Source organism: Kribbella sp. NPDC003557 (assembly GCF_040610805.1).
Classification (GTDB): domain Bacteria; phylum Actinomycetota; class Actinomycetes; order Propionibacteriales; family Kribbellaceae; genus Kribbella.
The window spans coordinates 935,541-960,470 of record NZ_JBEXMY010000003.1 but is presented as its reverse complement, the minus strand read 5'-3'; the positions used below and the strand labels follow the sequence as shown (position 1 = coordinate 960,470).

Here is a 24,930-nt window from a genome sequence, read left to right as displayed (position 1 = left end):
CGCCGTGCCCCGGCGGGTGAACGGGAACCGCCGTGCCCCGGCGGGTGAACGGCAACCGCCGTGCCCCGGCGGGCGAACAACAACCGCCGCCCCCAGGCGTCGGGAGCGGCGGTTGTTGTTGGGGTTGGGGGACTACTTGAGGTTTTCGACCACGTAATCGATGGCCTGGGTCAGCTTCTCGACGTCGTCCGGGTCCACCGCGGGGAACATCGCGACGCGGAGCTGGTTGCGGCCGAGCTTGCGGTAGGGCTCGGTGTCGACGATGCCGTTGGCGCGCAGCGTCTTCGCGACCGCGGTGGCGTCGATCGAGTCGTCGAGGTCGATGGTGCCGACCACCAGCGAGCGGGCGTCGGGGTCGGTGACGTACGGCGTGGCGTAGTCCGACTTCTCGGCCCACGTGTACAGCCGCGTGCTGGAGTCGGTCGTCCGGGCGACGCTCCACTCCAGGCCGCCCTGGTTGTTGATCCAGTCGGTCTGCTCCGCCATCAGGAACAGCGTGGCCAGCGACGGCGTGTTGTAGGTCTGGTTCTTGCTGGAGTTGTCGACCGCGGTCGCCAGGTCCAGGAACGCCGGGATCCAGCGGCCGGAGGCGGCGATCTCCTCGACGCGTGCGAGGGCGGTCGGGCTCATCAGCGCGATCCACAGGCCGCCGTCGGACGCGAAGCCCTTCTGCGGCGCGAAGTAGTAGACGTCGGCCTCGTTCAGGTCGACCGGGAGACCGGCCGCGCCCGAGGTGGCGTCGATCGCGACCAGCGCACCCTCGTCGGCGCCCTCAGGACGCTTGACCGGCGCCATCACGCCGGTGGAGGTCTCGTTGTGCGGCCACGCGTACAGGTCGACGCCGGCCTCCGCCACCGCGACCGAGCGGCTGCCGGGCTCGGCCTTCACGACCGTCGGGTCGGCGAGGTGCGGCGCCAGCTGGGCGGCCTTGGCGAACTTCGAGGAGAACTCGCCGAAGCTGAGGTGCTGGCTCTTCTCCCGGATCAGCCCGAAGGTCGCCACGTCCCAGAACGCGGTCGATCCGCCGTTGCCGAGCACCACCTGGTACCCGTCGGGCAGCTGGAAGAGCTCGGCCACGCCGTCCTGGACACGCTTCACCAGGTTCTTCACCGGGGCCTGCCGGTGGGAGGTGCCGAGCAGCTTCGCGCCCTCGGTCGCCAGCGCGGCGACGGCTTCCGGACGCACCTTCGACGGGCCGGCACCGAAGCGGCCGTCGGCGGGCTTGAGCTCTGCAGGAATCTGAATCTCGCTGGTCACCAGCGCGTTCCCTTCGTCGTCTGCAACAAGAAGGCCGACGACGCTGTCAGCGCACCCCATCTTCGCACACCGCCCCCAGCCCGCCCCGCCAAGGTCCACTTTGTGCACCAGATCCGTACGCCGGGCGCCCCGCCGTACGGATCCGGTGCACAAAGACGGGTTGAAGACGGGCCGCGGGCGGGCTGGAGGGTCGGCTACTCGTGTTTGCGGTCGATGGTTTGGGTGCCGGTGAGCACCGCGACCGGACCCTCGGGCGTGTCGGTCCACTCGCCACACGCCCCGCCGCCCTCGGCCACCTCGAGCGTCAGTTCGGTGCCGTCCATCCGCAGCGCCGGGTGGTAGTACTGCGCCACCCGCTCGGCCTCGCCCTCGATGTAGTGACCGATGAGCGCACGGCGGAACCGGTCGGTCGTGGTGTTCGGGTTGCTGCCGTGGACCAGCGCGCCGTGGAAGAACAGCACGTCACCCGGCTCCATCTCCACCGGTACGGCGGCCCCGGCCGTCGGCAGCGGGACGGTGACGTCGGTGAAGCTGACGGTGGTGTCGGCCTTCTCCGTGCACAGGATCGGCCACCGGTGCGACCCGGGGACGACCTCCAGGCAGCCGTTCGCCTCGTCGACCCGGTCGAGCGCCATCCAGGCCGCGACGCACGTCCCCGGATCGGCCTTCAGGTAGAAGTTGTCCTGGTGCAGCGCCTGTCCGCGGGAGCCCGGCGGCTTGAAGTAGATCATCGTCTGCACCGCGTACGGCGACCTGCCGAGCAGCGTCGTCATCACCTGGTCGATGCGCGGGTCGATCATCCACTGCAGCGACTCGTCGTCCCAGCGGTGCATCTGGGCCATCCGCGGGTACCGCTTGAGCGGATCCCGGTCGGTCGACGTGTGTCCCGCGAAGTCGTGCGTCCGCGGCCCGTGCCGCCGGACGTCCATGTAGTGGTCCCGCAGCCGCTCGGCCTCGGCCGTCGAGAACAGGCCGCGCACCAGCGTGTACCCGGTCCGCTCGAACTCCGCCCGGTGCACCTCGGCGGCGACGTTGTATGAAACGCTCATGCACGTCTCCCGCGAATCTGTCCTAGGATTCCGTCGACTCCAATTTTCCTGCCCGGGCACGGCGCGAGGCCACGGACGATCCACGCGAGGAGTTGAACTTTTGTCGCACCGGCTGCGGATCGAGCGGATGACGGAGCCGACCTTCTGGCGCTGCGAGGCCAGCTGGTCGTGGACGTCACGCCCGCTGACCGACCACCTGCTCTGGTGCGTCGTCGACGGCCGCGGCGCGATCGAGCTCGACGGCCGCCACGAGGAGCTCCGGCCGGGGGTCTGCGCGGTGTTCCGGCCCGGTGACGCCCCGCGGGCGACCCATGATCCGCACCGCCGGCTCCTCGTCTTCGGCATGCACTTCGAAACCACCGAGACCGCAGCCCCGGACCCGCGCTGGGGCGAGGTGCTCGATCGCGAGCTGCTCGGCGTCCTCGCCCGCACCAGCGACGCGTCGTACCGCCGGGGCGACTCCCTCGGCCGGCACCAGGCCGAACTGTGCCTGGAGCAACTGGTCGCCCTGATCTGGGACGCGGTCCATCACCCGGGCCGCAGCGCCACCGACGCGCCGGTCGACGAGATCGCCCGGCAGCTGCGGCAGGACCCGGGCCGGGACTGGACCGTTGCCGAGATGGCACACCGGGCGTCGCTCAGCAGGGCCCAGTTCACCCGCCGTTTCGTCACGCAGCTCGGGATGTCACCCGCGCAGTACCTGATCCAGGCTCGCATCGACCGCGCACACCAGCTGCTCACCGAGAGCGGCATGACCGTGACCGAAACGGCCGCCGCCCTCGGCTACACCGATGTCCCGTACTTCAGCCGCCAGTACAAGCAACGCACCGGCCGCACCCCGAGCCAGGACCGTCAGGCCCAGTCGGGGTTCCAGCCGTCGATCGAGTCGGCCGGGCGTGAGGCCGGCCCGGAGTAGATCGCCGACGGGCGGATCAGGCGGCCGGTGCGCTTCTGCTCCAGGACATGGGCGCTCCAGCCCGCGGTCCGCGCGCACGTGAACATCGACGTGAACATCGGCGGCGGCACCTCCGCGAAGTCCAGGACGATCGCCGCCCAGAACTCCACGTTCGTCTCCAGCACCCGGTCCGGCCGCCGTTCGCGCAGCTCGGCCAGCGCGGCCTGCTCCAGCGCCTCGGCCACCTCGTAGCGCGGCGCCGCCAGCTCACGCGCCGTGCGGCGAAGCACCCGGGCGCGCGGGTCCTCGGCCCGGTACACGCGGTGCCCGAAGCCCATCAGCCGCTCGCCCGCGTCCAGCAGACCCTTCACGTACGCACGGGCGTCACCGCTGCGCTCCACGCCTTCGATCATCGTCAGCACCCGCGCCGGCGCGCCGCCGTGCAGCGGCCCGGACATCGCGCCGACCGCGCCGGACAGCGCCGCGGCGACGTCCGCCCCGGTCGAGGCGATCACCCGCGCGGTGAACGTCGACGCGTTCATGCCGTGCTCGGCCGCGGACGTCCAGTACGCGTCGACCGCTCTCACGTGCTTGGGATCCGGCTCGCCACGCCAGCGGATCATGAACCGCTCCGTGATCGTGGTTGCCTTGTCCACCTCGCGTTGCGGCACCATCGGCTGCCCGCCGCCGCGCGCGGCCTGGGCGACGTACGACAGCGCCATCACCGCCGCGCGGGACAGGTCCTCGCGGGCCTGCACGTCGTCGATGTCGTACAGCGGCCGCAGTCCCCAGGCGGGTGCGAGCATCGCCAGCGCGGACTGTACGTCGACCCGCACGTCACCGGTGTGCACCGGCAGCGGGAACGGCTCGGCCGGCGGCAGACCCGGCGTGAAGGCGCCGTCGACGAGCAGGCCCCACACGTTCTCGAACGGCACCCGGCCGACCAGGTCCTCGATGTCCACGCCGCGGTAGCGGAGCGCCGAACCTTCCTTGTCCGGCTCGGCGATCTGCGTCTCGAACGCGACCACACCCTCCAGCCCGTGCTGCACCTCGGTCCTCGGATCAGACATGCGACTCCCTCGTCCTCGTGTCGGGACACGGGCCCACCAGGAGAGCCCGCGCACCCTGGGCGCTCAGGCAGCATATGTCGCAGTGTCGACGCGCGGACAGATTTGTGACCGGTTCGGCGGTCTAGTCTCGGTCCATGACAAAGCCCCTCCCTGCCCTCGGGCTCGTGATCGGTGTCATCGCCACCTACGTCGCCGTGGGTACCTCGTCCTACGCGACGACGCGGTTGACGCGGCGCCTGCAAACCTTCCGTGACGCCCCGGGTGATTCGCTGCCCTGGCTCGCGCTGCTGGTCGTCATCGCGGTCGTGCTCGGCCTGCTGATGACGGCGCCTGCCATCGGCGCGGGGGTGACGACCGGGTCCGGGCTGCTGCTGACCGTGGTCGGTGTGGCCGCGGTGCTGCTGCCGGTGCGGCAAGCGTTCGACCTGATGAAGCTCTTCGAGTTCCCGGGGTCGCGCTACGGCTCGTCGTACCTGCTGTTCGACGGGGCCATGATTCTCCTCGGCATACCGCTTCTGCTCGTCGGAATCCGGCGCTGGACGCAGGAGTCGAAGCTGTTCAAGACCCCGCAGGCGCCCGGACTGGGTCAGGGCGGCAGCGGCTATCAGTCCACCTTCCCCCAGCAGACGCAGCAGTGGGGCGGCTACCCAGGCCAGCAGCCGTACCAACCGCCGCAGCACCAGCCACAGCACCAGTCACAGCACCAGCAGCAGCCGCAGGACCAGCCCCCGCAGCACCCGGGCCAGCAGCGATAACTTTCCCCGCGGAGCCCGCATCTGGCTCTGCATGGAAACGCTGATCGCCTATACCTTCGCGAACGACAGCGCCGCGCGGGCCGCTGCCGGCCGTGCGCGTGTGGAGGCGTACTACGGCGATCTCTGGCGGAACGAGGCCAAACACCAGGGGTACGACGGCCTCACCCTCGGCCTGCACATGTGGGACCGCCACGACGGCTCCTGCCTCTGGCCGTCCTGGCACGACACGGGCGACGTGCGCGTGGCCAGTGTGCACGCACCGCTCGGCTACCAGCGGCTGATCGGCGACATCGAGCCGTACGACGCCCCGGCGCAGCTGGCGAAGGCAGTACGGCGTACTCCGGCGAGCTTCCTCGAGTTGGCGCCGCCGTTCACGATGGCCGTCGTGGATCCGAGTGCCGAGCGCCTCGACCTGTTCACCGACTCGATCGGCGTCGGACGGCTGTTCCAGCTGCGGCTGCGCGACGGGTGGGTCTGGAGCAACCGACCGGCCGCTGCCCTGCTCTTCGGTGGTGTGCCCGCCGCGGCAGCGCCGAGGGGCTGGACGTTCGCCGCGGCGTGCGGCTGGTTCATGGACGACAGCACGCCGTACGACGGTGTGCTGACCGTTCCCGGCGCGACGCACATCGTTGCCGACGGCCACCGTCAGCAACGCACGGTCAGCCGGATCGAGACGACCAGCGTCTGGTCGACGGACACCGCGGACACCGCGGAGGAGACCGCCGCCGCCCTGCAGGACGTGGCGCGATCGGTCGGCCGGCTGTGGCCGGGCCGGCCGACGGTGGACCTGAGCGGCGGCCGCGACTCACGGGTGGTCGCGGGCGCCTTCCTGGCGGCAGGCGTCGACCTGAAGCTGAACAGCTACGACGCGGTCCCCGGCGAGCTGGAGGTCGCAGAGTCGCTGGTCAAGCTGCTTCCGCAGCCGGTCGACCACGCGGTGAGCCGGAAAACGCCGGGCAAAACCCCCGCAGTCAAGGCGATCGCCAAACCGCAGCCGCTGGAGATGGTCGACCGGGCGCTCCGCTGGCACCGGTACGCCGAGGGGCTGCGGCCGGCGAGCTACCTCTTCCACACCCCGCCGGCCTCGCTGGCCGGTGTCGCCCACCTGGCGATCGGCGGCGCGGGCGGCGAGGTCGCGCACGGCCACTTCTACCCACGCGACGTCCTGCAACTCGACGAGCTGCCGCTGTCCCACAAGCTGCATGCCTACGGCAACCACCTCCAGGCCCGTCTGGTGCCGGCCGCGGGCCCTGACGGCGCCGCCCGCACCGCCGTCGCCGAGCAGGTCGATCGTGTCCTGCGGACAGCCGTCCACGGCGGCATCGAGAACGCGACGATGCTCGACTACTTCTACGTCGTCGAACGCCTCCGCCGCTGGGGTACGACGGGGGAGCGCACCGGCGTCGTCTCGCCGCTGCTGATCCCGTCGTTCGTACGGTCGGCCTTCACGCTCGACCCCGCGCAACGCGTCGAGAACGCCCTGCACCGCGAGCTCGTCCGGCGGCTCGTGCCGGCGTGGGCCGACGTGCCGTTCTTCAAACCCGGCCCGACGGTCAGCACGCGCAGGAGCCCGGCGAAGGTCCGTTGCCTCGCCGACGCGGCCGACCGCGACCTGATCGAGCAGTTGCTCCGGAACGTCCAAGGCTTCGAGTCGCTCGACACGCTGTGGGCCGCGTCCGTGGCCGGAGCCAGCTCGGCCGCAGGCGAGGCCACGCTCCGCCAGGCGCTCTGGCGCGCCGCTTTCGACCAGCACCTGGCCGAGGTGAACCGGCACATCCCGAGCGCTCCCGCCAAAGCCCCAGCAGCGACACCCGAGCCGGCCGCGCCACACCGCCGGAGCCCGCTGGTGCGCGCGATCGGACGCAGCAGGTTGTGGAGGGCCTACCGACGGATCCAGCGCGGCCGTCAGTAGGCTCGAGGTGTGGACCTTGCGGAGATGCGGGAGACGTACGGACTGGGCGAACTGCTCGAGAGTCAGGTCGCTGCCGACCCGGTCGTGCAGTTCCGGACCTGGCTGGAGCAGGCCCGCGAGGTCGGCCTCGCGGAGCCGAACGCGATGGTGCTCGCGACCGCGGACAAGGACGGCCGTCCGTCGGCGCGGACCGTGCTGCTGAAGCGCGTCGACGAGCGCGGGTTCGTCTTCTACACCAACCAGCAGTCCCGCAAGGCGGACGACCTGGCCGCGAACCCGCACTGCGCCCTCGTGTTCCCGTGGCACGCGATGGAGCGGCAGGTCCGGATCGAGGGCACCGTTGCCAAGCTGCCCGGCGACGAGGTCGACGAGTACTTCGCGAGCCGGCCACGCGAGTCACAGCTCGGCGCGTGGGCCTCCCAGCAGAGCCAGCCGGTGGAGTCCCGCGAGGAGCTCGACCTGCAGTACGCGTCGTACGAGCGGCAGTGGCCGGAGGGCACCGAGATCTCCACGCCGTACTTCTGGGGCGGTTATCTGGTCGCCCCGGAGGCGTTCGAGTTCTGGCAGGGCCGCACCGGCCGCCTGCACGATCGTCTGGCCTACCGGCGGACCAGCTCGTCTTCCTGGGAGTTGCTCAGGCTCCAGCCCTGAGGTTCCTCCCGGAAGCCGTGCCGCTGCCACCACTGCGCGAACGGGCGCGGCGCCCACCAGTTCGCCCGGCCGAGCAGCCGCATCGTCGCCGGCACCAGCAACGCCCGCACGATCGTCGCGTCCAGCGCGATCGCGATCACCAGGCCGACCCCGATCATCTTCACGAACACGATGCCCGAGGTGGAGAACGCCGCCACCACGATGATCAGCAGCAACGCCGCGCTGGTGATGATCCCGCCGGTCCGCTGCAGGCCGAGCGCGACGGCCTGCGGGTTGTCGCCGGTCCGGTCGTACTCCTCCCGGATCCGGCTGAGCAGGAAGACCTCGTAGTCCATCGACAACCCGAACAGGACCGCGAACAGCAGCACCGGATTGGTCGCGTCGAGGAACCCGGCCGGCGTGAAGTCGAGCAGCCCGGACAGATGCCCGTCCTGGAAGATCCACACCATCGCGCCGAACGCCGCGGACAGCGACAGCACGTTCATCAGCAGCGCCTTCGCCGGCAGCACGAACGAGCCGAAGGCAACGAACAGCAGCGCGAACGTCACCACCACGATGAATCCGGCCATGTACGGCGCGCGCTCCTTCAGCACGTCGAGCAGGTCGATCACGGCCGCCGTCTCGCCACCGACTTGTACGTCGGTCCCCGCAGGCACCGGCACCGCCCGCACGCCGTGAACGACGTCCCGCGCCGGCAGCTCCTGCCCGGTGAAGCGGGTGTGCACGACCACCGACGCGACACCGTTCTCGTAGCCGCCCAGCCGTACGTTCTCCACGTCCCGCACCTGTTGCAGCCGACCGATGTACGGCGCCAGCGCCGTCGCGGGATCGCCCGGCGCGGAGGAGAACCGCACCGCCGCGTAGATGTCCGACCCGCCGGCTCCGGGGAAGTCGCGTTGCAGCGTCTCGGTCACCGTTCGCGAGGTGGCGCCGGCCGGGAGCGCACGATGGTCGACGCCGCCGAGCTGCGCGCTCAGGAACGGGATGCCCAGCACCAGAAGCACCGGGACGAGGACCAGCACGTAACGCACCGGTCGCCGCATCACGCTGTGCGCCAGCCGGTACCAGGCGCCGTGGTCCCCGGAAGCCTTGCGGGCCTTGAAGATCCGCAGGTTGTTGACCCGGTGCCCGAGGACCGCGAGCAACGCCGGCAACGCGGTCAGCGCCGCGAGCATCGCGACCGCCACCGCGGCCGCGCCGCCGTACGCCATCGACTTCAGGAACATCACGGGGAACAGCACCAGGCTGCTGATCGCCACCCCGACAGTCACGCCGGAGAACGCCACGGTCCGCCCGGCGGTCGCCATCGTCGCGGTCAGCGCCGTCTCCACGTCCTTGCCGCGGGCAAGTTCTTCGCGGAACCGGGTGACGATGAACAACGCGTAGTCGATGGCCAGCCCGAGACCGATCATCGTGACGATGTTGATCGAGAAGATCGACACGTCGGTGATCGCGGACAGCCCGCGGAGCAGCACGAACGCGCCGAGGATCGCGAGCGCGCCGACGAACAGCGGCAGCGCGGCGGCGACCAGGCCGCCGAACACGACCACCAGCAGCACCAGCACGATCGGCGTCGAGATCGTCTCCGCCTTCACGATGTCGTGCTCGGTCTGCGTGTTCACCTCGTCGAAGACCGCGACCTCGCCGCCGACCTTCGTCTCCAGTCCGGCGGGTCCCGAGCGGATCTGCGCGGCGATCCGGTGGAACGTCTCCAGCCGGTCCTCCTGCGTCGCGCCGGCCAGCGTGAGGACGGCGTACGTGCTGTGCTGGTCCTTCGACACGAACACCGGCGACTTGGTGGTCCAGTACGTCGCGACCTGGGTCACGTCGGCGCTCGGCAGCCCGGCCAGATCGCTCTCGACGGCCTGCCGGAACGCCGGATCGGCGACGGTCGACGACGGGCTGCGGTAGAGCACGATCACGTCGGTGCCGGTGCGGCCGACGTTCTGCTCGATGGTCTGCACGGCGCTCGCGGCCTCGGTGTCCGGCGCGTCGAAACCGCCGTTGGCGAGCGAGCCGAACACGCCGGTGCCCCAGGCGAGGCCGAGGGCGACGAAGACACCGGTCAGCGCGAGCACCAGACGGCGCCGCCGGTAGGCGAAGTGGCCGAGCGTCTCGAACACGAAACTGTCCCCCAGGGCGTAGATTGAGCGGCAGGAGATGGAGTGAACAGCGTTAACTGTTAACGGTGTTCACTCTAGGCTCGTCCCCTACGGTGATGTCAAGGAGAGTTCTGTGGAGAGCCGGGATCGGCGACGCGCGGCGACGGTGGCGGAGATCAAGGCGGCGGCCCGCCGGCTCCTGGTGTCCGGCGGTACGGCGGCCGTCGGCTTGCGAGCGGTCGCGCGCGAACTCGGCCTCACCCCGCCGGCGCTGTACCGGTACTTCCCGAGCCACGAGGCCCTGGTCAGCGCGCTGATCGCGGACCTGTACGACGAGCTGACCGCGGCCCTGATGGACCTGCAGTCCACCGATGAGGACGACGTGGATCTCGGCGCCCGGCTGTACCTGCTCGCCAACGGCCTGCGGGACTGGGGGCGGACGCACCCGGCGGAGTTCGCGCTGCTGTTCGGCACGGCGGTGCCGAGCCCGGACGCGGAGGACCACGAGGAGACCCCCGGCCATCAGGCCGCGATGCGCTTCGGGTCGGTCTTCAAGGAACTGGTGGCGCAGATCTGGCACTGGAAGCCGTTCCCGTACCCGCCCGACGAGGTGCTCGGGTCGGAACTGGTTGCCCAGCTCACCCAGGAGTCGGAGCACTTCGGCGGGATGCCGGCCGGCGCCATCTACCTGTCGCTGACCTACTGGACCCGGCTCTACGGCCTGATCTGCATGGAGATCTTCGGCCAGCTGCACTGGGTGCTGCCCGACGCGGCGGCGTACTTCGAGGCGCAGCTCTACGAGATCGGCCAGGCCCTCGGGCTGGACTGCCCGGCTCCCGAATAGCCGGAAGAGCCGGCAGAACCGGAAGAGCACAGAAAGAAGCCCGCGAGCGCTTCCAGGGACACGACCGGGTGGCCGAACTCTGGGTCAGGCGGACTGACCTGACTGCCCGCGGGCCCGGTGGCGGCGTTGAATTGGCCGACCACATGCCCACTAACTAGTGGTTGGCGGTTAGCCCGCCGCCACCTCACGAGTCCGATAGCAATTCATGCGTTGGACCACCTCCCTTCGCGTGTACTGCGAACTTACTGCCAGCCGGTTCGCCCTTCAACTGGATTTCGCCCAGGGATGAACCACAATCAACGGCATGATCAGACTCGGACTGCCGGCGATCGTGCTGTTGATCGGAACCGCCTGGTTCGCGTGGGCGTCGTACCGCCGGGCCGTGAACGCGGAGCAGGCTTTGGCCGGGCTGAACGCCGAGCACCGGGCGCTGATGCAGGAGGTCAGGGCACTGGAGCGGGCAGTCGCGGCTGCGGAGCAGGGTCTGCGTACGCTCAGCTCGCATCCGTCGGTGCCGCGCGACGTCGCGGTCACCGCCGACCTGACCCTCGCCGACATCCGGCGACTCGTGGAGAAACGCAAGGAGCTGGACGACTGATGGCAAAGCTGGGGAACGCTGCTGCGGCGATCAAGCCCAAACCGGGCGGCAGCGGCAAGGTCAAGGTGGTCGGATTCCTGATCCTCGCCGTGATCGTGGTCATCGCGCTGTTCAACATCTTCAACTTCGCCAACACCGACGCGAACCGGATCGGTCTGCACTACGGCGGCGGCGTGATCGAGGACAAGAAGTTCAAGTCGGTCGTCCCGCCCGGCTCCACGAACAAGCTGATCGGCCCGGGGGACACCCTGTACAGCTACCCGATCGACCAGCGCTCGTACATCATCGGCGGCGACGGCGCCGACACGGACGCGGCCGACGAGGTCACCGTGGTCAGCAAGGACAACGTCCGGCTCGGGGTCCGCGTCCAGGTGTACTTCACGCTCAACCGCAGCCAGGACGTGCTGAAGTCGTTCCACGAGCGGATCGGCCTGAAGACCGAGGCGTACGAGGAGCAGGGCTGGAACGACATGCTGCAGAGCTACTTCCGCCCGCAGATCGACCGGGCGCTGTCCGCGGTCGCGACCAACTACGGCTGGGCGGAGCTCTACAACAACGAGAAGATGAAGTCGGCGTTCCAGTCCGCGGCGGCCAAGGAGTTCACCCGGCTGCTGCCGGCCGCGGTCGGCGGCGACTACTTCTGCGGCCCGGGGTACAACGGCACCAACGACTGCGGTGAGCTGTCGTTCACGGTGCAGAAGCCGATGCCGCTGGACAAGGGCATCATCGACGGGCTGGAGGCCAAGCAGCGGGCCGAGTTGGCCAAGGCGACGCAGGAGCAGAAGAACCAGCAGGTCAACGTCGAGCTGCAGTCGGTCCAGCAGCAGGTCAAGCTGCTCGGGGCGAACGGCTACCTGCTGAAGTCCGCGATCGAGTCCGGCAAGATCCAGTTCATGGTCATCCCGCAGAACGGCAACGTCAGCATCCCGGTGCCGACCACGACCAACCAGCAGCCGACCACGCAGCCCTCGCAGCCGGCCCGTTGACCCGATGAGTGCGCTGCCGTCCCACCTCGAGCTTGTGCAGGGCGTCGTCCTGCCCAGGCCGGTCGGCGCGCATCCGGTGCTCGACTTCGTCAACACCCGGTCCGAGTGGACCACCCGTGGCGCCGCCCGGACCGAGTGGCTGACGTCGTACGAGGCCTTCCTGATCTGGAGCTCGTACGTCGGGCTGCTGCCGCCGGCGACCGTGCTCCGCCTGATCGAGCAGGCCGGCACGGCCGAGGCAGGACGCCGGCTGCAGGCCACGCTCGACTTCCGCGCCGAGCTGTACGACGTACTCACCGGCCAGGCGACCGAGCACGCCTTCGAGGCCACGGCCCGGCTGATCGAGAAGGCCGCCGCGCGACGGCACCTCGTGCGCTCGGCGGACGGCGCGCACTGGGAGCTGCCGGAGGACCTGGACCTCCCGCTGCACGACCTCGCGGTCCGGGCCGGTGAACTGCTCACCGGCCCGAGCCGCGCGCACGTCCGCACCTGCCCGTCGTGCGGGTGGCTGTTCCTCGATCCGCGGGGCCGTCGCCGCTGGTGCTCGATGGCGACCTGCGGCAACCGCGCGAAGGTCCGCGCCCACGCCGCCCGCGCGCGTTAGCTAGTTGAACGCCGCGGGGTCGACCGTGATCCAGGTGTGCTTCGCGCGGGCCAGGACGCGGCCGTCCGCGTCGTACAGCGTGCTGGCGGTGTAGGTCTTGCGGCCGTCCTCGCCGAGGTAGCGGCCGAGCGCGACGCATTCCTCGCCGGCCTCGGGCCGCGCGTCGACGCAGGCGGTGAGCTGGCCGAGCACGGACGGGCGTCCTTCGAGGTCGATCGTCCAGCCGCCGGGGCAGTCGAGCGCCGCCCAGAGGAACACCTCGTCGACCAGGCCGTCGGTCGCGAGATCCTGGGCGGGCGTCCAGGTGCACGCCGTCCGTCCGTCGCCGATCGGCCCGGGCTTCAGTTGCAGGCCCTGCCGGTTGGACGGCCCGCAGACGAAGCAGGTCGGGAACGGGTGGCCGTGCAGCCCGCGGTACGACGCCTCGGCCGCGCGGGCCTCGTCCGGCAGCACCGGGTCGATCGTCGCGTCGGCGAGGAAATCGCTGTCGACAGGTACCGCTTCCGCGACCAAGTCGTCACCGTCCGTGAGCTTTCCGGCCGTCAGGTGCAGGTCCTTCTCCAGTGGCGGCGGCATCCGCAGGGTCACTTTCGGCACCGACTCCGCCCCGAGTTCGGCCGCCAGTGCGGTCCCGACCCGGCCGGCCACGTACCCGCCGTTGCCCGACCGCTCCGGCCCCTGGAATCGCCGCTCGACCCGCACCAAAGTCATGGCTCGCGAGCCTAATGCACTCACAGTTTTCACTCGCTCGCGCACGCACTGTGGTGGAGGTGTGAAGCAAGAGGTCGGTGGGAAGAAAAGGGTTTCAGAGAAATCTGAGGATTTCTCGGAACAAGTGAGCTGAGCCCTCCAGTTCAAACGACCGTTTGAACTATGCTGACTGCAGGCTACTGCGCGTGAGCAGGTGGGGTGCCTGCGCGAGCAGTAGCCGGGGGGAAGGAGAACTCTGTGGAGACACCGGTCGAGACGACCAGGGAGAGGTTGCTCAACGTCGCCGAGCAACGGTTCGGTGAGGGGGGCTACGAGGGCACGTCGCTGCGGGCCATCACGGTCGCGGCAGCCGCGAACATCGCGGCGGTCAACTATCACTTCGGTTCGAAGGAAGCCCTGCTGCGGGCCGCCGTGGCGCGGGCGATGGCGCCGGTCAACGCCGAACGCCGGCGCCGGCTGGACCAGTTGGAAGCCGGCGGGTCGCCGGAGCCGGAGGCCCTGATCCGGGCCTTCGTCGAACCCGGGCTGGAACTGGTCCTGCGCCGTGGTGAGCGGGGCGCGGTGGTCGCCCGGTTCATCGGCCGGATCGCGTTCGATCCGAGCCGGCGGATCCGGGAGCTGTACGCGGCCGAGTCCGAGCCGATCGAGAGCAGGTACCTGGCGGCCCTGCAACAGGCGTTGCCGCAGGCGTCGCCCGACGCGGTCGCCTTCGGGTACGTGAACATGCTCGGCCTGCTCGCGCTGCACCAGTCGCAGGCCCTGTCCCCGACGCCGGGCGCCGCCGGCCCCGAGGATCCGGGCAAGCTCGCGGAGAATCTGGTCACCTTCCTGGTGGCCGCGTTCGACCACGGCCTGCGTTCCTGACGCCGGGACACGCAGGACCACTTTGTTCACTGGTCCGAGTGAGTTTTGTCCGGGTTTTGCTCATGGATGTTCGGACTGCCGGGTAACGCTGCATAATGGCGCTCCGTGGACCCCTGTGAAGTCGTGGTTGCCGTCGACCTCGGTGGAACCCGGATGAAGTGCGGCCTGGTCGCCGCGGACGGTGCCGTGCTGCACCGCGAGACCAGGCCCACGCCCCGGGCCGACGTACGTGACGGCGGCCGCGCCGTGCTCGACGCGCTGCTGGAGACCGTGGTCGAGCTCAGCCAGAAGGCGAACGCGGAGGGGCATCGCGTGCGCGCCATCGGCGTCGTCGTGCCCGGGGTCATCGACGCCGAGCACGGCACCGTCGGCGCCGAGAACCTGGAATGGGTCGGTACGCCGGTGCTCGCGGAGCTGAAGGCGGCGGTCCGGTCCACCGGCGGCGACGACGTACCGGTCGTGCTGGCCCACGACGTCCGCGCCGGCGGGTACGCCGAGTTGCGCCAGGGCGCGCTGGCCGGCACCACGAACTCGATGTTCCTGCCGCTCGGCACCGGGATCGCGGCCGCGATGATCGTCGACGGCTCACTGGTCAGCGGCGACGGGTACGCCGGCGAGCTCGGCCACTCGAAGTTCATCCACGGCGACGCCGCCGAGCTGTGCGCCTGTGGTCAGTGGGGCTGCCTCGAGACGGTCGCGTCCGCGGCGGCGCTGGCCCGGCGGTACGCCGCCCGCACCGGCCGGACCGTGGACGGCGCCCGCGAAGTGATGGAGCTGCTCGCGGCCGGCGACCCGGACGCCGCCCAGGTCTGGCGCGACGCCATCACCGCCCTGGTCGACGCGCTGGTGCTCTACACGACCCTGGTCGCCCCGACCCGGATCGCGATCGGCGGCGGTCTGGTGGGCGCCGGCGAGACACTGCTGCAGCCGCTGCGCGAAGGCGTGCACGCCCGCCTGACGTTCCAGCGCGAGCCCGAGATCGTGGCGGCGGTGCTGGGCGAGGAAGCCGGCATGCTCGGTGCCGCACTGATGGCGTGGGACCGCGCCGACGAGGAGGCGACGGCATGACGACGTACCGCGTGGGTCGCGTGGTGACGCCGGACGACGTCCTGGAGAACGCCTGGATCCAGGTGGACGGCGAGGACATCCGCGCGTTCGGGCGCCGGTCCGAGGGGATGCCGGCCGACGGCAAGCGGCCCGAGGACCTGGGCAACGTGAGCGTCGTCCCGGGGTTCGTCGACATCCACACGCACGGCGGTGGCGGGTCGACGTACTCGACCACCGATCCGGAGGAGGCGGCCAAGGTCGCGGCCTTCCACGCCAAGCACGGGACGACCACCACGCTGGCCAGCCTGGTGACGGCGCCGCTCGACGAACTGGTCGCGCAGACCGCGTGCCTGGCGGAGCTGATCGCCGACGGCGTGATCGCGGGCGTCCACCTCGAAGGACCGTTCCTGTCGGAGGCGCGCTGCGGTGCGCACGAGCCGACACTGCTGCGGCCGCCGCTCAAGGACGACGTCGCGAAGGTGCTGAGCGACGCGGTGAAGATGGTGACGATCGCGCCGGAGCTGGACAACGGCCTGGACGCGATCCGCCAGGTCGTCGACGCGGGCGCGGTCGCCGCGCTCGGGCACACGGACGCGACGTACGAGCAGATGGTGGCAGGCGCCGACGCCGGCGCGACCGTCGCCACCCACCTGTTCAACGGGATGCGGCCGTTCCACCACCGCGACCCCGGCCCGGTCGGTGCCGCGCTGAACGACGAGCGGCTGCTGCTCGAGGTGATCAACGACGGCATGCACCTCGATCCGCAGGTCGTCCGGGTCGCGCTCGCCGCGGCCGGCGTCAACCGGATCGCGCTGATCACCGACGCGATGATGGCGACCGGCATGCCGAACGGCCGCTACCACATCGGCAGCCTCGAGGTCGACGTCAAGGACGGCCTCGCGACACTCGCGCACGGCAGCCACTCGATCGCCGGCAGCACGCTGACCATGGACGTCGCGTTCCGGAACGCGGTCAAGGCCGGGGTCTCGCTGGTGGACGCGTCGCGGATGGCGTCGACGACGCCGGCGCAGACGTTCGGCTGGTACGACGTGGGCTCGATCGAGACCGGGAAGCGCGCGGACCTGGTGCTGCTCGACGACGAGTACGCCGTCCAGAAGGTGATGCGGGCCGGGTCGTGGCTGGACTGATCGGCACCGTCACCCTCAACCTCGCGCTGGACGTCACCTACGAGGTCGACGAGCTGCGGGTCGGCGGCAGCCACCGGGTGGACCGGATCCGGCGGCGCGCGGGCGGCAAGGGCGTCAACGTCGCCCGGGTGGCGGCGACGCTCGGCCACCAGGTGCTGGTGCTCGGATTCGTCGGCGGTGTCACCGGTGAGCTGGTCGCCGAGGAGCTGTTCGACGCCGGGCTGACCGCGCTGCTCACCCCGATCTCCGGCGAGACCCGCCGTACCGTTGCCATCGTCAACGACGCCGACGGGGACGCGACGATCTTCAACGAGTCCGGGCCGTCGGTGACCGCGGACGAGTGGCGCGCGTTCGGCGACCGGATGCCGTGGGGCCGGCTGGGCGTGCTCGCCTGCTCGGGAAGCCTGCCGCCGGGACTGCCGGCCGACGCGTACGCCGAGATCGCGGTGCGCGCCCGGCATCACGACGTACTGACCGTGATCGACGCGGGCGGTGACGCGCTGACCGCCGCCGCCCGGGCCGGCGCGGTCGTCCGCGCGAACGCCGCCGAACTGCGCGCCGCCGTCGGCGACGTCGAGGTCGAGGAGGGCGCGTCGGAGCTGGTCGCGCTCGGTGCGACCGCGGCCGTGATCACCGACGGACCCCGCGGAATGGTTGCTGCCAGCAACAAGGGGATCTGGCGGGCGTTGCCGGTCGAGACCGTCCGCGGCAACCCGACCGGCGCCGGCGACGCGTGTACGGCGGTCGTCGCCGCGGCGGTCGCGGAGTCGCCCGAGCCGGACTGGTCCGTCGTCCTCAAATCCGCCGTGGCCGCGTCCGCCGCCGCCGTTCTGACGCCCGTTGCCGGAGACATCGATCTCGCCGCCTACCGGCGTTGGCAGCCTCAAGTGACTGTGAACTAGGAGAACTCATGCCGTTGGTATCCGGTGCCGAGGTCGTGCTGGCCGCCGCCAAGGCCGGTCGTGGGGTCGGCGCGTTCAACGTGATCCAGCTGGAGCACGCGACCGCGCTGATCGCGGGGGCCGAGCAGGTCGGCGCGCCGGTGATCTTGCAGATCAGCGAGAACGCGGTGAAGTACCACGGCGCGCTGAAGCCGATCGGCGTGGCGACGCTGGCCGCGGCCGCGGCGTCCTCGGTACCGGTCGTCGTCCACCTGGACCACGCGATGGACCGGGACCTGGTCACCGAGGCCGTGTCGCTCGGCTTCACGTCGGTGATGTACGACGCGTCCAAGCTCGAGTACGCCGACAACGTCGCCGCGACCAGCGAGGTCACCGCCTTCTGCCACGACCACGGGGTGTTCGTCGAGGCCGAGATCGGTGAGGTCGGCGGGAAGGACGGCGTGCACGCGCCCGGCGCCCGCACCCGTCCCGACGAGGCTGTCGCGTTCGCCGAGGCCACCGGTGTGGACGCGCTCGCGGTCGCCGTCGGCTCGTCCCACGCCATGACCGAGCGCACCGCGACCCTGGACTTCGACCTGATCGGTCAGTTGAAGGACGCCGTGGCGGTGCCGCTGGTGCTGCACGGTTCGTCGGGCGTGGCCGACGCCGATCTCACCCGGGCGGTCGAGGCCGGGATGACCAAGGTCAACATCGCCACCCACCTCAACAACGTCTTCACCGGCGTCGTCCGCGAGATCCTCGCCGACAACCCCAAGCTCGTCGACACCCGCAAATACCTCGGCCCCGCCCGCGACGCGGTAGCCACCGAGGTCGCCCGCCTCCTTGCAGTGCTGAAAGCGGTCTGACCCCCGCCCCCACCACGAGGGGATATCCCTTCGTGGTGAGGGTTCTCGGCTGGTGTGCCAGGGGAGAACCCCCAACTGGAGCGGATATCCCCTCGTGTTGGGCGGGGCTAGAGGCGTGTTGGGCGGCGCTAGAGGGTCGCGCTGCCGCGGGTCCAGTGGGCTCGGAGGTCGTCGCGGGCGCGCTGGACCTCTGCGCGGGCGGCCGGGTCGGGGACCTCGAAGTCCTCGATCAGGCGGGTGAGCGCGAGCTCGAGCGCCGCGACCAGCGCGTCCTCCTCGGTGAGCTCTGCCTCGGCCACGCCGCGCAGGCCGGCCGCCAGAGCGGTGAGCCCGGTCCGCTCCTGCTCGGTGAACCGCACCCGGATCTCGGTCCTGGTGTCCACGCTGTCCTCCTCGCCGGTTGGTACAGTCATGGTGCAATGCAACGACCGTGTTGCACAAGAGTGTGAGGGGCCGCGGATGACGGTGCCGGTGGACGAGACGCTCCGGACGGCGACCATCGCCGTACTGGCCGAGCACGGCTGGACCGGCGTGACCCTGGAGCGCGTCGCGGAGAAGGTCGGGCGGTCGCGGGTCACGCTGTGGCGCCAGGGACTCACCGTCGACACCCTGCTGGACTCGCTGCTCGACGCGCTGGCCGACGACTACCGGGACACGATGTGGCCGGTGCTGGCCGCGTCCGGGACCGGGCGCGAGGGCTTGGTGCGGACGCTGGAGGCGTTGTTCGACGTGATCGACCGGCATCTGCCGCTGATGTTGTCGTCGGACCTGGTCTTCCATCAGGAGCAGGCACGCAACGGGCCGGTCTCGTTCCTCGATCCGTTCGAGCGGTTCCTGCGCGAGGGCGAGATCGACGGCACGCTGCACCCGCACGGGCGGGTCAGCGACGTCGCCGAGGTGCTGATGGTGTCGGCGGCCTTCACCTACGTGCACATGCGCGGCCGGCACCACTGGTCGCGGTCCCGGGCCCGGCGCCTGACACTCGATCTCGTGCTCCGCGGAGTCATCGAGGCATGAAACATGCCTGTTGCATTTCCTGCAACAGGCATGTTTCACTGGCGGCATCGTCAACTGCTCCCGTAGGAGGCCGCCATGACTCTTCCGTACGCCGAACCGCTGGTCCGCCTCGAGCCGCAGCCGCGGGTGATCCCTGAACCGCCCCGCGTCGGTGAACCCGGCGGACCGGACTGCGGCCTGTGCGACTGGCTCGCCGACTTCGAGCACTCCGACCACGAGCCGCCGATCTGGTACGACGACAACTGGGCGCTGTGCCGCGCGACCGGAGTCACCATCCCCGGAGTGGTGTGGCTGGCCAGCCGCGGCCACCACGACTCGTTCGCCGACCTGCCGGACGAGGTCGCGGCGAGCTACGGCCCGGTCGTCGCCCGCATCGAGCGCGCGATCCTCGGCCTGGGTGACATCGCCCGGGTCCACGTCTACCGCTGGGGCGACGGCTCGGCGCACTTCCACGTCTGGTTCTTCCCGCGCCCGCTCGGCATGCTCGAGGCCCGCCGTGAAATGCTCCCGCTGTGGGCAGACCTGATGCCCGAAGCCCCCAAGGAGGCGGTCGCCGATGCCGAAGCCAAGATCGCGGCGGCCCTGGCGGCAGGCAGCTGAAGTGCCTCCACCCGAGCCGCACCCCACCGAACCAACCGGCCACGCCACCCCCACCACCTCCGACGGTCGCGAGGCGACCGGCCCCTCCAGCCCCGCCTCCAGTCCCACCAGCCCGGCCTCCGGCGGTGGCGGGGCTGGGTTGGCACGGCGACTGGGGGTGGGCGATGCCGTGGTCATCGGGGTCGGGTCGATGGTGGGGGCCGGGGTGTTTGTGGTTTGGGGGCCGGCGGCTCGGGCGGCCGGCTCCTGGCTGTTGGTCGGGCTGGTGATTGCTGCGGTGGTTGCCTACTGCAATGCCAGCTCGTCGGCGCAACTGGCTGCCGTCTACCCGGTGTCGGGTGGGACGTATGTGTACGGCCGTGAGCGGCTGGGGGAGTGGTGGGGCTTCGCGGCCGGCTGGTGCTTCGTGATCGGGAAGACCGCCTCGTGTGCCGCGATGGCGCTGACGTTCGCGACCTACGTCACCGACATCAGCTGGTTGCGACGACTGATCGCCTTGGCGGCAGTCCTCGCCCTGGCGGCGGTCAACTACCGCGGCGTGACCAGGACCGCGCGCCTCACCCGGATCCTCGTCACCTGCACCCTCCTCGTCCTCACCCTCGTGCTGATCGTCCTGTTCAGCAGCACTCCGCAGCACCACGCGACGACGACCGACGCCACGCCGTACGGCGTCCTGCAGTCGGCGGGTCTGCTGTTCTTCGCGTTCGCCGGCTACGCGCGGATCGCGACCATGGGCGAGGAGGTCCGCGAGCCGGCGCGAACCATCCCGCGGGCGATCACGATCGCCCTCATCATTGCCATCGGCATCTATCTGGCGGTCGCGATCGCCCTGCTCCGGTCGAGTGACCCCGCGTCGACCGCGGCGCCCCTCGCAGCCGCGGTCGACGGGGCCGGTGCGGTCTGGGCGGTACCGGTCGTCCGGATCGGTGCCGCGCTCGCCAGTCTCGGCGCCCTGCTCGCCCTGATCGCCGGCATCGGCCGCACCGCGCTCGCGATGGCCCGCAATCGCGACCTGCCGTCCTGGCTGGCCGCCGTCCATCCTCGCTACCAGGTCCCGCACCACGCCGAGCTCGCACTCGCCGTGGTGGTCGGGATCCTGGTGCTCACCACCGATCTCCGGGGAGTGATCGGCTTCTCCTCCTTCGGCGTCCTGCTGTACTACGCGATCGCGAACGCCTCCGCCTTCACCCAGCCCGCCGAGCAGCGCCGCTGGCCGCGCGCCGTCAACGTGATCGGCCTGATCGGCTGCGTCGTCCTGGCGGTCACGCTGCCGTGGATGTCGGCGGTCGTCGCCGCGGCCTTCCTCGCCGCGGCCCTGCTGGTACGGCGGTTCACGACAGGTCGCGCCGGATCCGCCAGAAGCTGAACCCGCACAGCAGCAACGCCAGCCCCAGGAACAACCCGAACTCGCGCCACTGCAGATCCCAGAAGGTATCCGCCGTGTAGTACCGCACGTGCTGCCGGTACCCCTCGTCCGAGAGCCGCTGGAAACACGCATTGCGATCGGCGGTGCTCGTCGGCTGCTGTGTCATCCCGGGCGGTGCCGGCGCACACGCGGTCACCCACGACGGAAGCTTCGCCACCTCGCCCGACGTGTCCACGGTCTCGTCGGACAGCTTCCACGCCCCGACCGATCCGGTGGCGACCTCCATCATCGTGACCTGCGGATTCGGTCCGTCCCCGCTGAGCCCGAAGCCCCGGATGTTCTCCGCGGACGCGACGATGTACTGGTCCGTCGGCGCGAGCAGATGCGACCGGACGAACGTCGGCGTGAGGGCCTGCACGAGGATCACCGCGGCCAGCGTGATCGCGAGCGCGACCAACGTCCGCCGTACGACGAGCCCGACCGCGACGCCGAGCGCGAATGCGAACGCGGTGTACCCGATCGGTACCAGGCCGCGGGCGGCGAAGACCGGCGGGAAGAGCCGCGGCAGGTAGGTGTTGGAGTCCTGGCCGGCGTTGATCGCGTCGTCGATCGGGTCGGACCACCAGGTCACCGCGAGGCTGAGCAGCCCCGTGATCCCCATCGCGGCCAGGCCGGTCACGCCGAGCTTGGTGGCCAGCCACCGCCAGCGCGAGATGCTCTGGCTCCAGACGAGCCGGTGCGTGCCGGTCTCCAGTTCACGCGCGATCAGCGGCGCTCCCCAGAACGCGCCGATCACCGGAGGTACGGCGTACAGCAGCAGCTGCCCGATCCGGTACAGCACCGGGTTGAGCCGTTCGTACCCGAGGCTCTGGATGAAGTTGGTGGTGAGCCGGTGGTAGTCGTCGAGCAGGTTCGGGCCGGTCACGGCCAGGAAGATCGCGGCCGCCAGGATCACCGCGGCGACCACCAGGAACTGGACGCGGAACTGTCGCCAGGTCAGCCAGATCATCGCTGCACCTCCAGCACCGGGCGCTCGGGCTGGACGTCGCGACCCATGTAGGCCAGCACCAGGTCCTCGAGCGTGAGTCGGGTGACCGTCCAGGCCGGATCCAGGATCGGCTTGTCGGTCCGGATCAGGTACGTCGACTGCCGGTCGGTGTGGCTCGCGGTCACGACGTGCTGGTCGCGCGGCAGGTCCTTCTGGTCGCGCCGCGGCCCGGTCAGCCGGAAGTGCGTCGCCAGTAGGGTGTCGATCTCGCCGCTGACCTGGACGCGGGACTCCACCAGGACGACCAGGTAGTCGCAGGCCCGCTCCACGTCGGAGACGAGATGCGAGGACAGCAGGACGCTCAGCTCCTGCTCGGCGACCGCCTCCATCAGGTTCTGGAGGAACTCGCGCCGGGCCAGCGGGTCGAGCGCGGCCACCGGCTCGTCGAGGATCAGCAGCTCGGGCCGCTTGGCCAGGCCGAGCGTCAGCGCGAGCTGCGCGCGCTGGCCACCGGACAGCCGTCCCGCCCGCTGCTTCGGGTCGAACCTGAGGTGCTGGATCCGTTGCTGTGCAAGGGATTCGTCCCACGCCGGGTTGAGCCGCGCGCCGAGCCGCAGATGGTCCGCGACACTCAGCCGGCTGTACGTCGGCGTGTCCTGCGCGACGTACCCGACCTTCGCCTGGTGCGTCCCCGCGGCCGCCCCCAGCACCTCCACGGACCCCGCGCTGGGGGTCAGCATCCCGACCGCCAGGTTCAGCAGAGTGCTCTTACCGGCCCCGTTGGGCCCGACCAGCCCGACAACATGCCCGGCCGGCACCTCCAGCTCACAATCGGTCAGCGCCCACCGCCGCCCGTACTTCTTCCCCAGCGCGTGGGTCTGCAGAACGCTCGTCATGCTATGTGCTCCTCCTGAGAGGCGGACCGAAAGGTGGTGAGGAACAACGCCTCGATGCTCTCGTCGTCGAGGCCTGCTTTGCGGGCCTTGGTGAGCCAGCGGCGGAGGTCCTGGCGAAGCGGCCCGTGGGCGGCGAGGGTGTTGTCGGTGAGGGTGCGGGTGACGAACGTGCCGCGCCCGGGCCGGGCCTGGACCAGGCCTTCGTGCTCGAGCTCGCGGTATGCCTTGAGCACGGTGTTCGGGTTGATCGCCAGCGCCGCCACCACGTCCTTCACGGTCGGCAGCTGGTCACCCTCCCGCAGCAGTCCGAGCCGCAAGGCGTTCCGGACCTGCTGAACGATCTGCTGGTACGGCGAGACCCCGGACCGGCCGTCCAGATGGAACTCGATCATTCATTACCCCATTCATCTAGGTAACTAGCACTATAGGGGTAGAGATCGACCAGTCGTCAAGACATCGGCTGCTCAGCGAATCGCGTCGTACCGGCGCAGCGACTCGCGGCGGGCCTCGCCGTGGTCGACGACCGGAGCCGGGTACCCGTCCACGCCGCCGTGCTTCCACGGCTCGTGCGCGGCCTTGCCCGCGAGGTCGCGCAACTCCGGCACCCAACGCCGGACGTACTCGCCCTGCGGGTCGAACTTCAGCCCCTGCGTGATCGGGTTGAAGATCCGGAAGTACGGCGCGGCGTCCGCGCCGCAGCCGGCCACCCACTGCCAGTTCAGCGAGTTGGACGCCAGGTCGCCGTCCCGCAGCGATTGCATGAACCAGCGGGCGCCGTGCTTCCAGTGGACGTGCAGGTCCTTCACCAGGAACGACGCGACGACCATCCGCACCCGGTTGTGCATGAACCCGCTCCCGGCGAGCTGCCGCATTCCCGCGTCCACGAACGGGAAGCCGGTGCGGCCTTCGCGCCACGCGTCGAACAGTTCGTCCGGTTCGTCGTACTGCATCTTGTCGAACTCGGACCGCAGCGGCTTCCACGCGGCGTGCGGGTTGCGGGCGAGCAGGTCCGCGCAGAACTCGCGCCAGGCCAGCTCGCGGGCGTACGCGTTCGCGCCGTCGCTGCGCCGGTGGGACAGGTCCGCGAGCATCGTCCGCGGGTGGATCTCGCCGTACTTCAACGGGATCGACATTCGCGAGGTGCTGTCGAGGTCGGGCCGGTCGCGCTGGTCGTCGTATTCCGCGACGCTGTCCAGGTAGTCCTGCCAGTGCCCCAGCGCCGCCTGCTCGCCGGCACCGTCCGCGTCGCCGTCCGGCAGGTCCTCGCCGTCCGCTCGCACCCAGGTCACGTTCGCCGGTGCCTCGACGGGTTTGCGCCACCCGTGCTCCAGCCAGGCCTTGAAGTACGGCGTGAACACCATGTACGACCGGCCTTGCTGGTTCAGCACCCGTCCGGGCGCGATCGCGTACGGCGACCCGGTGCGCACCAGCGGACAGTTCAATGAGGCTTCAACTTCTTCGTCGCGTTGCTGTCCGTACGGCGCGTAGTCGGCCGCGATGTGCACGCTGGCCGCCTCGACCTCCTGCGCCACCGCTGGGATGACGGTTGCCGGATCGCCCTTGCGGACCACGAGCCGCCCGCCCATCGCCTTCGACAGGCTGCGCAGCGAGGCCGCCAGGTGCTCGCGACGCGGGTCACCGGATCGCTCCCAGAGCAACGGATCCAGGACGAAGACGCCGAGCACGTGCCCGTCGCCGGCGGTCACCGCGTCCAGGAGCGCGGGGTTGTCCGTCAGCCGGAGGTCTCGCCGGAACCACATCACCGATGTCATCGTGCTCATCCTGCACCGGTACCCAGCCGAATTGGGTAAGGCTTGCCTCAA

The 24,930-nt window shown here is 70.4% G+C and carries 26 protein-coding genes; 16 read left to right on the top strand and 10 right to left on the bottom strand.

All coding sequences use genetic code 11. From position 1 onward, the window contains the following. Nucleotides 1-132 precede the first annotated feature (132 nt). Nucleotides 133-1,260, bottom strand: a complete 1,128-nt coding sequence (serC, locus tag ABZW60_RS16575) for a phosphoserine transaminase (protein ID WP_355477609.1) — start codon at nucleotides 1,258-1,260, stop codon at nucleotides 133-135. Between the two features lie 191 nt (nucleotides 1,261-1,451). Beyond that, on the bottom strand, nucleotides 1,452-2,306 hold the full coding sequence (locus ABZW60_RS16570) for a phytanoyl-CoA dioxygenase family protein (RefSeq protein WP_355477565.1): 855 nt from the start codon (nucleotides 2,304-2,306) through the stop codon (nucleotides 1,452-1,454). Nucleotides 2,307-2,433: 127 nt separating this feature from the next. Between ABZW60_RS16570 and ABZW60_RS16565 the strand changes: the two genes are divergently transcribed. Beyond that, complete coding sequence (locus ABZW60_RS16565; RefSeq protein WP_355477563.1) at nucleotides 2,434-3,222, top strand: AraC family transcriptional regulator; 789 nt, start codon at nucleotides 2,434-2,436, stop codon at nucleotides 3,220-3,222. Here ABZW60_RS16565 and ABZW60_RS16560 read toward each other — a convergent pair. Further along, nucleotides 3,159-4,271, bottom strand: coding sequence for a citrate synthase 2 (locus tag ABZW60_RS16560; protein ID WP_355477561.1), 1,113 nt, complete (start codon nucleotides 4,269-4,271; stop codon nucleotides 3,159-3,161). The genes ABZW60_RS16565 and ABZW60_RS16560 overlap by 64 nt on opposite strands. 134 nt (nucleotides 4,272-4,405) lie before the next feature. On the opposite strand from ABZW60_RS16560, the gene ABZW60_RS16555 reads away from it, so the two are divergent. From ABZW60_RS16555 to pdxH, 3 genes are read left to right on the top strand one after another with little or no spacing between them, the layout of a single operon-like run. Beyond that, nucleotides 4,406-5,026 (top strand): hypothetical protein, encoded by a 621-nt coding sequence (locus ABZW60_RS16555; protein ID WP_355477559.1) that lies wholly within the window; start codon nucleotides 4,406-4,408, stop codon nucleotides 5,024-5,026. Nucleotides 5,027-5,057: 31 nt separating this feature from the next. Next, nucleotides 5,058-6,938, top strand: coding sequence for a hypothetical protein (locus ABZW60_RS16550; RefSeq protein ID WP_355477557.1), 1,881 nt, complete (start codon nucleotides 5,058-5,060; stop codon nucleotides 6,936-6,938). 9 nt (nucleotides 6,939-6,947) lie between these two features. After that, nucleotides 6,948-7,589: a pyridoxamine 5'-phosphate oxidase gene (gene pdxH, locus ABZW60_RS16545; protein WP_355477555.1), complete on the top strand. Its 642-nt coding sequence runs from the start codon at nucleotides 6,948-6,950 to the stop codon at nucleotides 7,587-7,589. Here pdxH and ABZW60_RS16540 read toward each other — a convergent pair. Then, entirely contained in the window at nucleotides 7,538-9,712 is a 2,175-nt protein-coding gene (locus tag ABZW60_RS16540; RefSeq protein WP_355477553.1) for an MMPL family transporter, read from the bottom strand. The genes pdxH and ABZW60_RS16540 overlap by 52 nt on opposite strands. A gap of 112 nt (nucleotides 9,713-9,824) precedes the next feature. Here ABZW60_RS16540 and ABZW60_RS16535 point away from each other — a divergent pair, with 112 nt between their 5' ends. The 4 genes from ABZW60_RS16535 to ABZW60_RS16520 all read left to right on the top strand — a co-directional run bounded on the left by ABZW60_RS16535 (nucleotide 9,825) and on the right by ABZW60_RS16520 (nucleotide 12,723). After that, on the top strand, nucleotides 9,825-10,535 hold the full coding sequence (locus ABZW60_RS16535; protein ID WP_355477551.1) for a TetR/AcrR family transcriptional regulator: 711 nt from the start codon (nucleotides 9,825-9,827) through the stop codon (nucleotides 10,533-10,535). A 304-nt stretch (nucleotides 10,536-10,839) separates the two neighbouring features. After that, entirely contained in the window at nucleotides 10,840-11,133 is a 294-nt protein-coding gene (locus ABZW60_RS16530; RefSeq protein WP_355477549.1) for a hypothetical protein, read from the top strand. After that, nucleotides 11,133-12,119, top strand: coding sequence for an SPFH domain-containing protein (locus tag ABZW60_RS16525; protein WP_355477547.1), 987 nt, complete (start codon nucleotides 11,133-11,135; stop codon nucleotides 12,117-12,119). The genes ABZW60_RS16530 and ABZW60_RS16525 overlap by 1 nt, the downstream gene beginning before the upstream one ends. Before the next feature lie 4 nt (nucleotides 12,120-12,123). Next, nucleotides 12,124-12,723, top strand: a complete 600-nt coding sequence (locus ABZW60_RS16520; RefSeq protein WP_355477545.1) for a CGNR zinc finger domain-containing protein — start codon at nucleotides 12,124-12,126, stop codon at nucleotides 12,721-12,723. Here ABZW60_RS16520 and ABZW60_RS16515 read toward each other — a convergent pair whose 3' ends face one another. After that, nucleotides 12,724-13,434 (bottom strand): hypothetical protein, encoded by a 711-nt coding sequence (locus ABZW60_RS16515; protein WP_355477543.1) that lies wholly within the window; start codon nucleotides 13,432-13,434, stop codon nucleotides 12,724-12,726. Between the two features lie 237 nt (nucleotides 13,435-13,671). Between ABZW60_RS16515 and ABZW60_RS16510 the strand changes: the two genes are divergently transcribed. From ABZW60_RS16510 to ABZW60_RS16490, 5 genes are all read left to right on the top strand, one after another. Next, nucleotides 13,672-14,298 (top strand): TetR family transcriptional regulator, encoded by a 627-nt coding sequence (locus ABZW60_RS16510; RefSeq protein ID WP_355477541.1) that lies wholly within the window; start codon nucleotides 13,672-13,674, stop codon nucleotides 14,296-14,298. A gap of 105 nt (nucleotides 14,299-14,403) precedes the next feature. Continuing rightward, on the top strand, nucleotides 14,404-15,366 hold the full coding sequence (locus ABZW60_RS16505) for an ROK family protein (protein WP_355477539.1): 963 nt from the start codon (nucleotides 14,404-14,406) through the stop codon (nucleotides 15,364-15,366). Further along, nucleotides 15,363-16,493 carry an N-acetylglucosamine-6-phosphate deacetylase gene (nagA, locus tag ABZW60_RS16500; RefSeq protein WP_355477537.1) on the top strand — a complete coding sequence of 377 codons (1,131 nt, stop codon included), beginning with the start codon at nucleotides 15,363-15,365 and terminating at the stop codon, nucleotides 16,491-16,493. Before ABZW60_RS16505 ends, nagA begins: the two co-directional genes overlap by 4 nt. Then, a complete protein-coding gene (locus tag ABZW60_RS16495; RefSeq protein ID WP_355477535.1) occupies nucleotides 16,481-17,395 on the top strand; it encodes a hexose kinase in 915 nt (304 codons plus the stop codon). Before nagA ends, ABZW60_RS16495 begins: the two co-directional genes overlap by 13 nt. Before the next feature lie 8 nt (nucleotides 17,396-17,403). After that, on the top strand, nucleotides 17,404-18,240 hold the full coding sequence (locus tag ABZW60_RS16490; protein WP_355477533.1) for a class II fructose-bisphosphate aldolase: 837 nt from the start codon (nucleotides 17,404-17,406) through the stop codon (nucleotides 18,238-18,240). Between the two features lie 128 nt (nucleotides 18,241-18,368). On the opposite strand, the gene ABZW60_RS16485 is transcribed toward ABZW60_RS16490, so the two are convergent. After that, on the bottom strand, nucleotides 18,369-18,653 hold the full coding sequence (locus tag ABZW60_RS16485; RefSeq protein WP_355477531.1) for a hypothetical protein: 285 nt from the start codon (nucleotides 18,651-18,653) through the stop codon (nucleotides 18,369-18,371). A gap of 46 nt (nucleotides 18,654-18,699) precedes the next feature. Between ABZW60_RS16485 and ABZW60_RS16480 the strand changes: the two genes are divergently transcribed. The 3 genes from ABZW60_RS16480 to ABZW60_RS16470 all read left to right on the top strand — a co-directional run bounded on the left by ABZW60_RS16480 (nucleotide 18,700) and on the right by ABZW60_RS16470 (nucleotide 21,223). Continuing rightward, nucleotides 18,700-19,257 carry a hypothetical protein gene (locus ABZW60_RS16480; protein WP_355477529.1) on the top strand — a complete coding sequence of 186 codons (558 nt, stop codon included), beginning with the start codon at nucleotides 18,700-18,702 and terminating at the stop codon, nucleotides 19,255-19,257. Between the two features lie 75 nt (nucleotides 19,258-19,332). Further along, entirely contained in the window at nucleotides 19,333-19,857 is a 525-nt protein-coding gene (locus ABZW60_RS16475) for a hypothetical protein (RefSeq protein ID WP_355477527.1), read from the top strand. Nucleotides 19,858-20,014: 157 nt separating this feature from the next. Next, nucleotides 20,015-21,223 (top strand): APC family permease, encoded by a 1,209-nt coding sequence (locus ABZW60_RS16470; RefSeq protein WP_355477526.1) that lies wholly within the window; start codon nucleotides 20,015-20,017, stop codon nucleotides 21,221-21,223. Here ABZW60_RS16470 and ABZW60_RS16465 read toward each other — a convergent pair. The 4 genes from ABZW60_RS16465 to ABZW60_RS16450 all read right to left on the bottom strand — a co-directional run bounded on the left by ABZW60_RS16465 (nucleotide 21,189) and on the right by ABZW60_RS16450 (nucleotide 24,888). Continuing rightward, nucleotides 21,189-22,232 carry an ABC transporter permease subunit gene (locus ABZW60_RS16465; RefSeq protein WP_355477524.1) on the bottom strand — a complete coding sequence of 348 codons (1,044 nt, stop codon included), beginning with the start codon at nucleotides 22,230-22,232 and terminating at the stop codon, nucleotides 21,189-21,191. The genes ABZW60_RS16470 and ABZW60_RS16465 overlap by 35 nt on opposite strands. Then, nucleotides 22,229-23,107 carry an ABC transporter ATP-binding protein gene (locus ABZW60_RS16460; protein WP_355477522.1) on the bottom strand — a complete coding sequence of 293 codons (879 nt, stop codon included), beginning with the start codon at nucleotides 23,105-23,107 and terminating at the stop codon, nucleotides 22,229-22,231. The genes ABZW60_RS16465 and ABZW60_RS16460 overlap by 4 nt, the downstream gene beginning before the upstream one ends. Then, on the bottom strand, nucleotides 23,104-23,499 hold the full coding sequence (locus tag ABZW60_RS16455) for a GntR family transcriptional regulator (protein WP_355477520.1): 396 nt from the start codon (nucleotides 23,497-23,499) through the stop codon (nucleotides 23,104-23,106). The genes ABZW60_RS16460 and ABZW60_RS16455 overlap by 4 nt, the downstream gene beginning before the upstream one ends. A gap of 72 nt (nucleotides 23,500-23,571) precedes the next feature. Next, nucleotides 23,572-24,888: a deoxyribodipyrimidine photo-lyase gene (locus tag ABZW60_RS16450; protein WP_355477518.1), complete on the bottom strand. Its 1,317-nt coding sequence runs from the start codon at nucleotides 24,886-24,888 to the stop codon at nucleotides 23,572-23,574. Nucleotides 24,889-24,930: the final 42 nt, after the last annotated feature.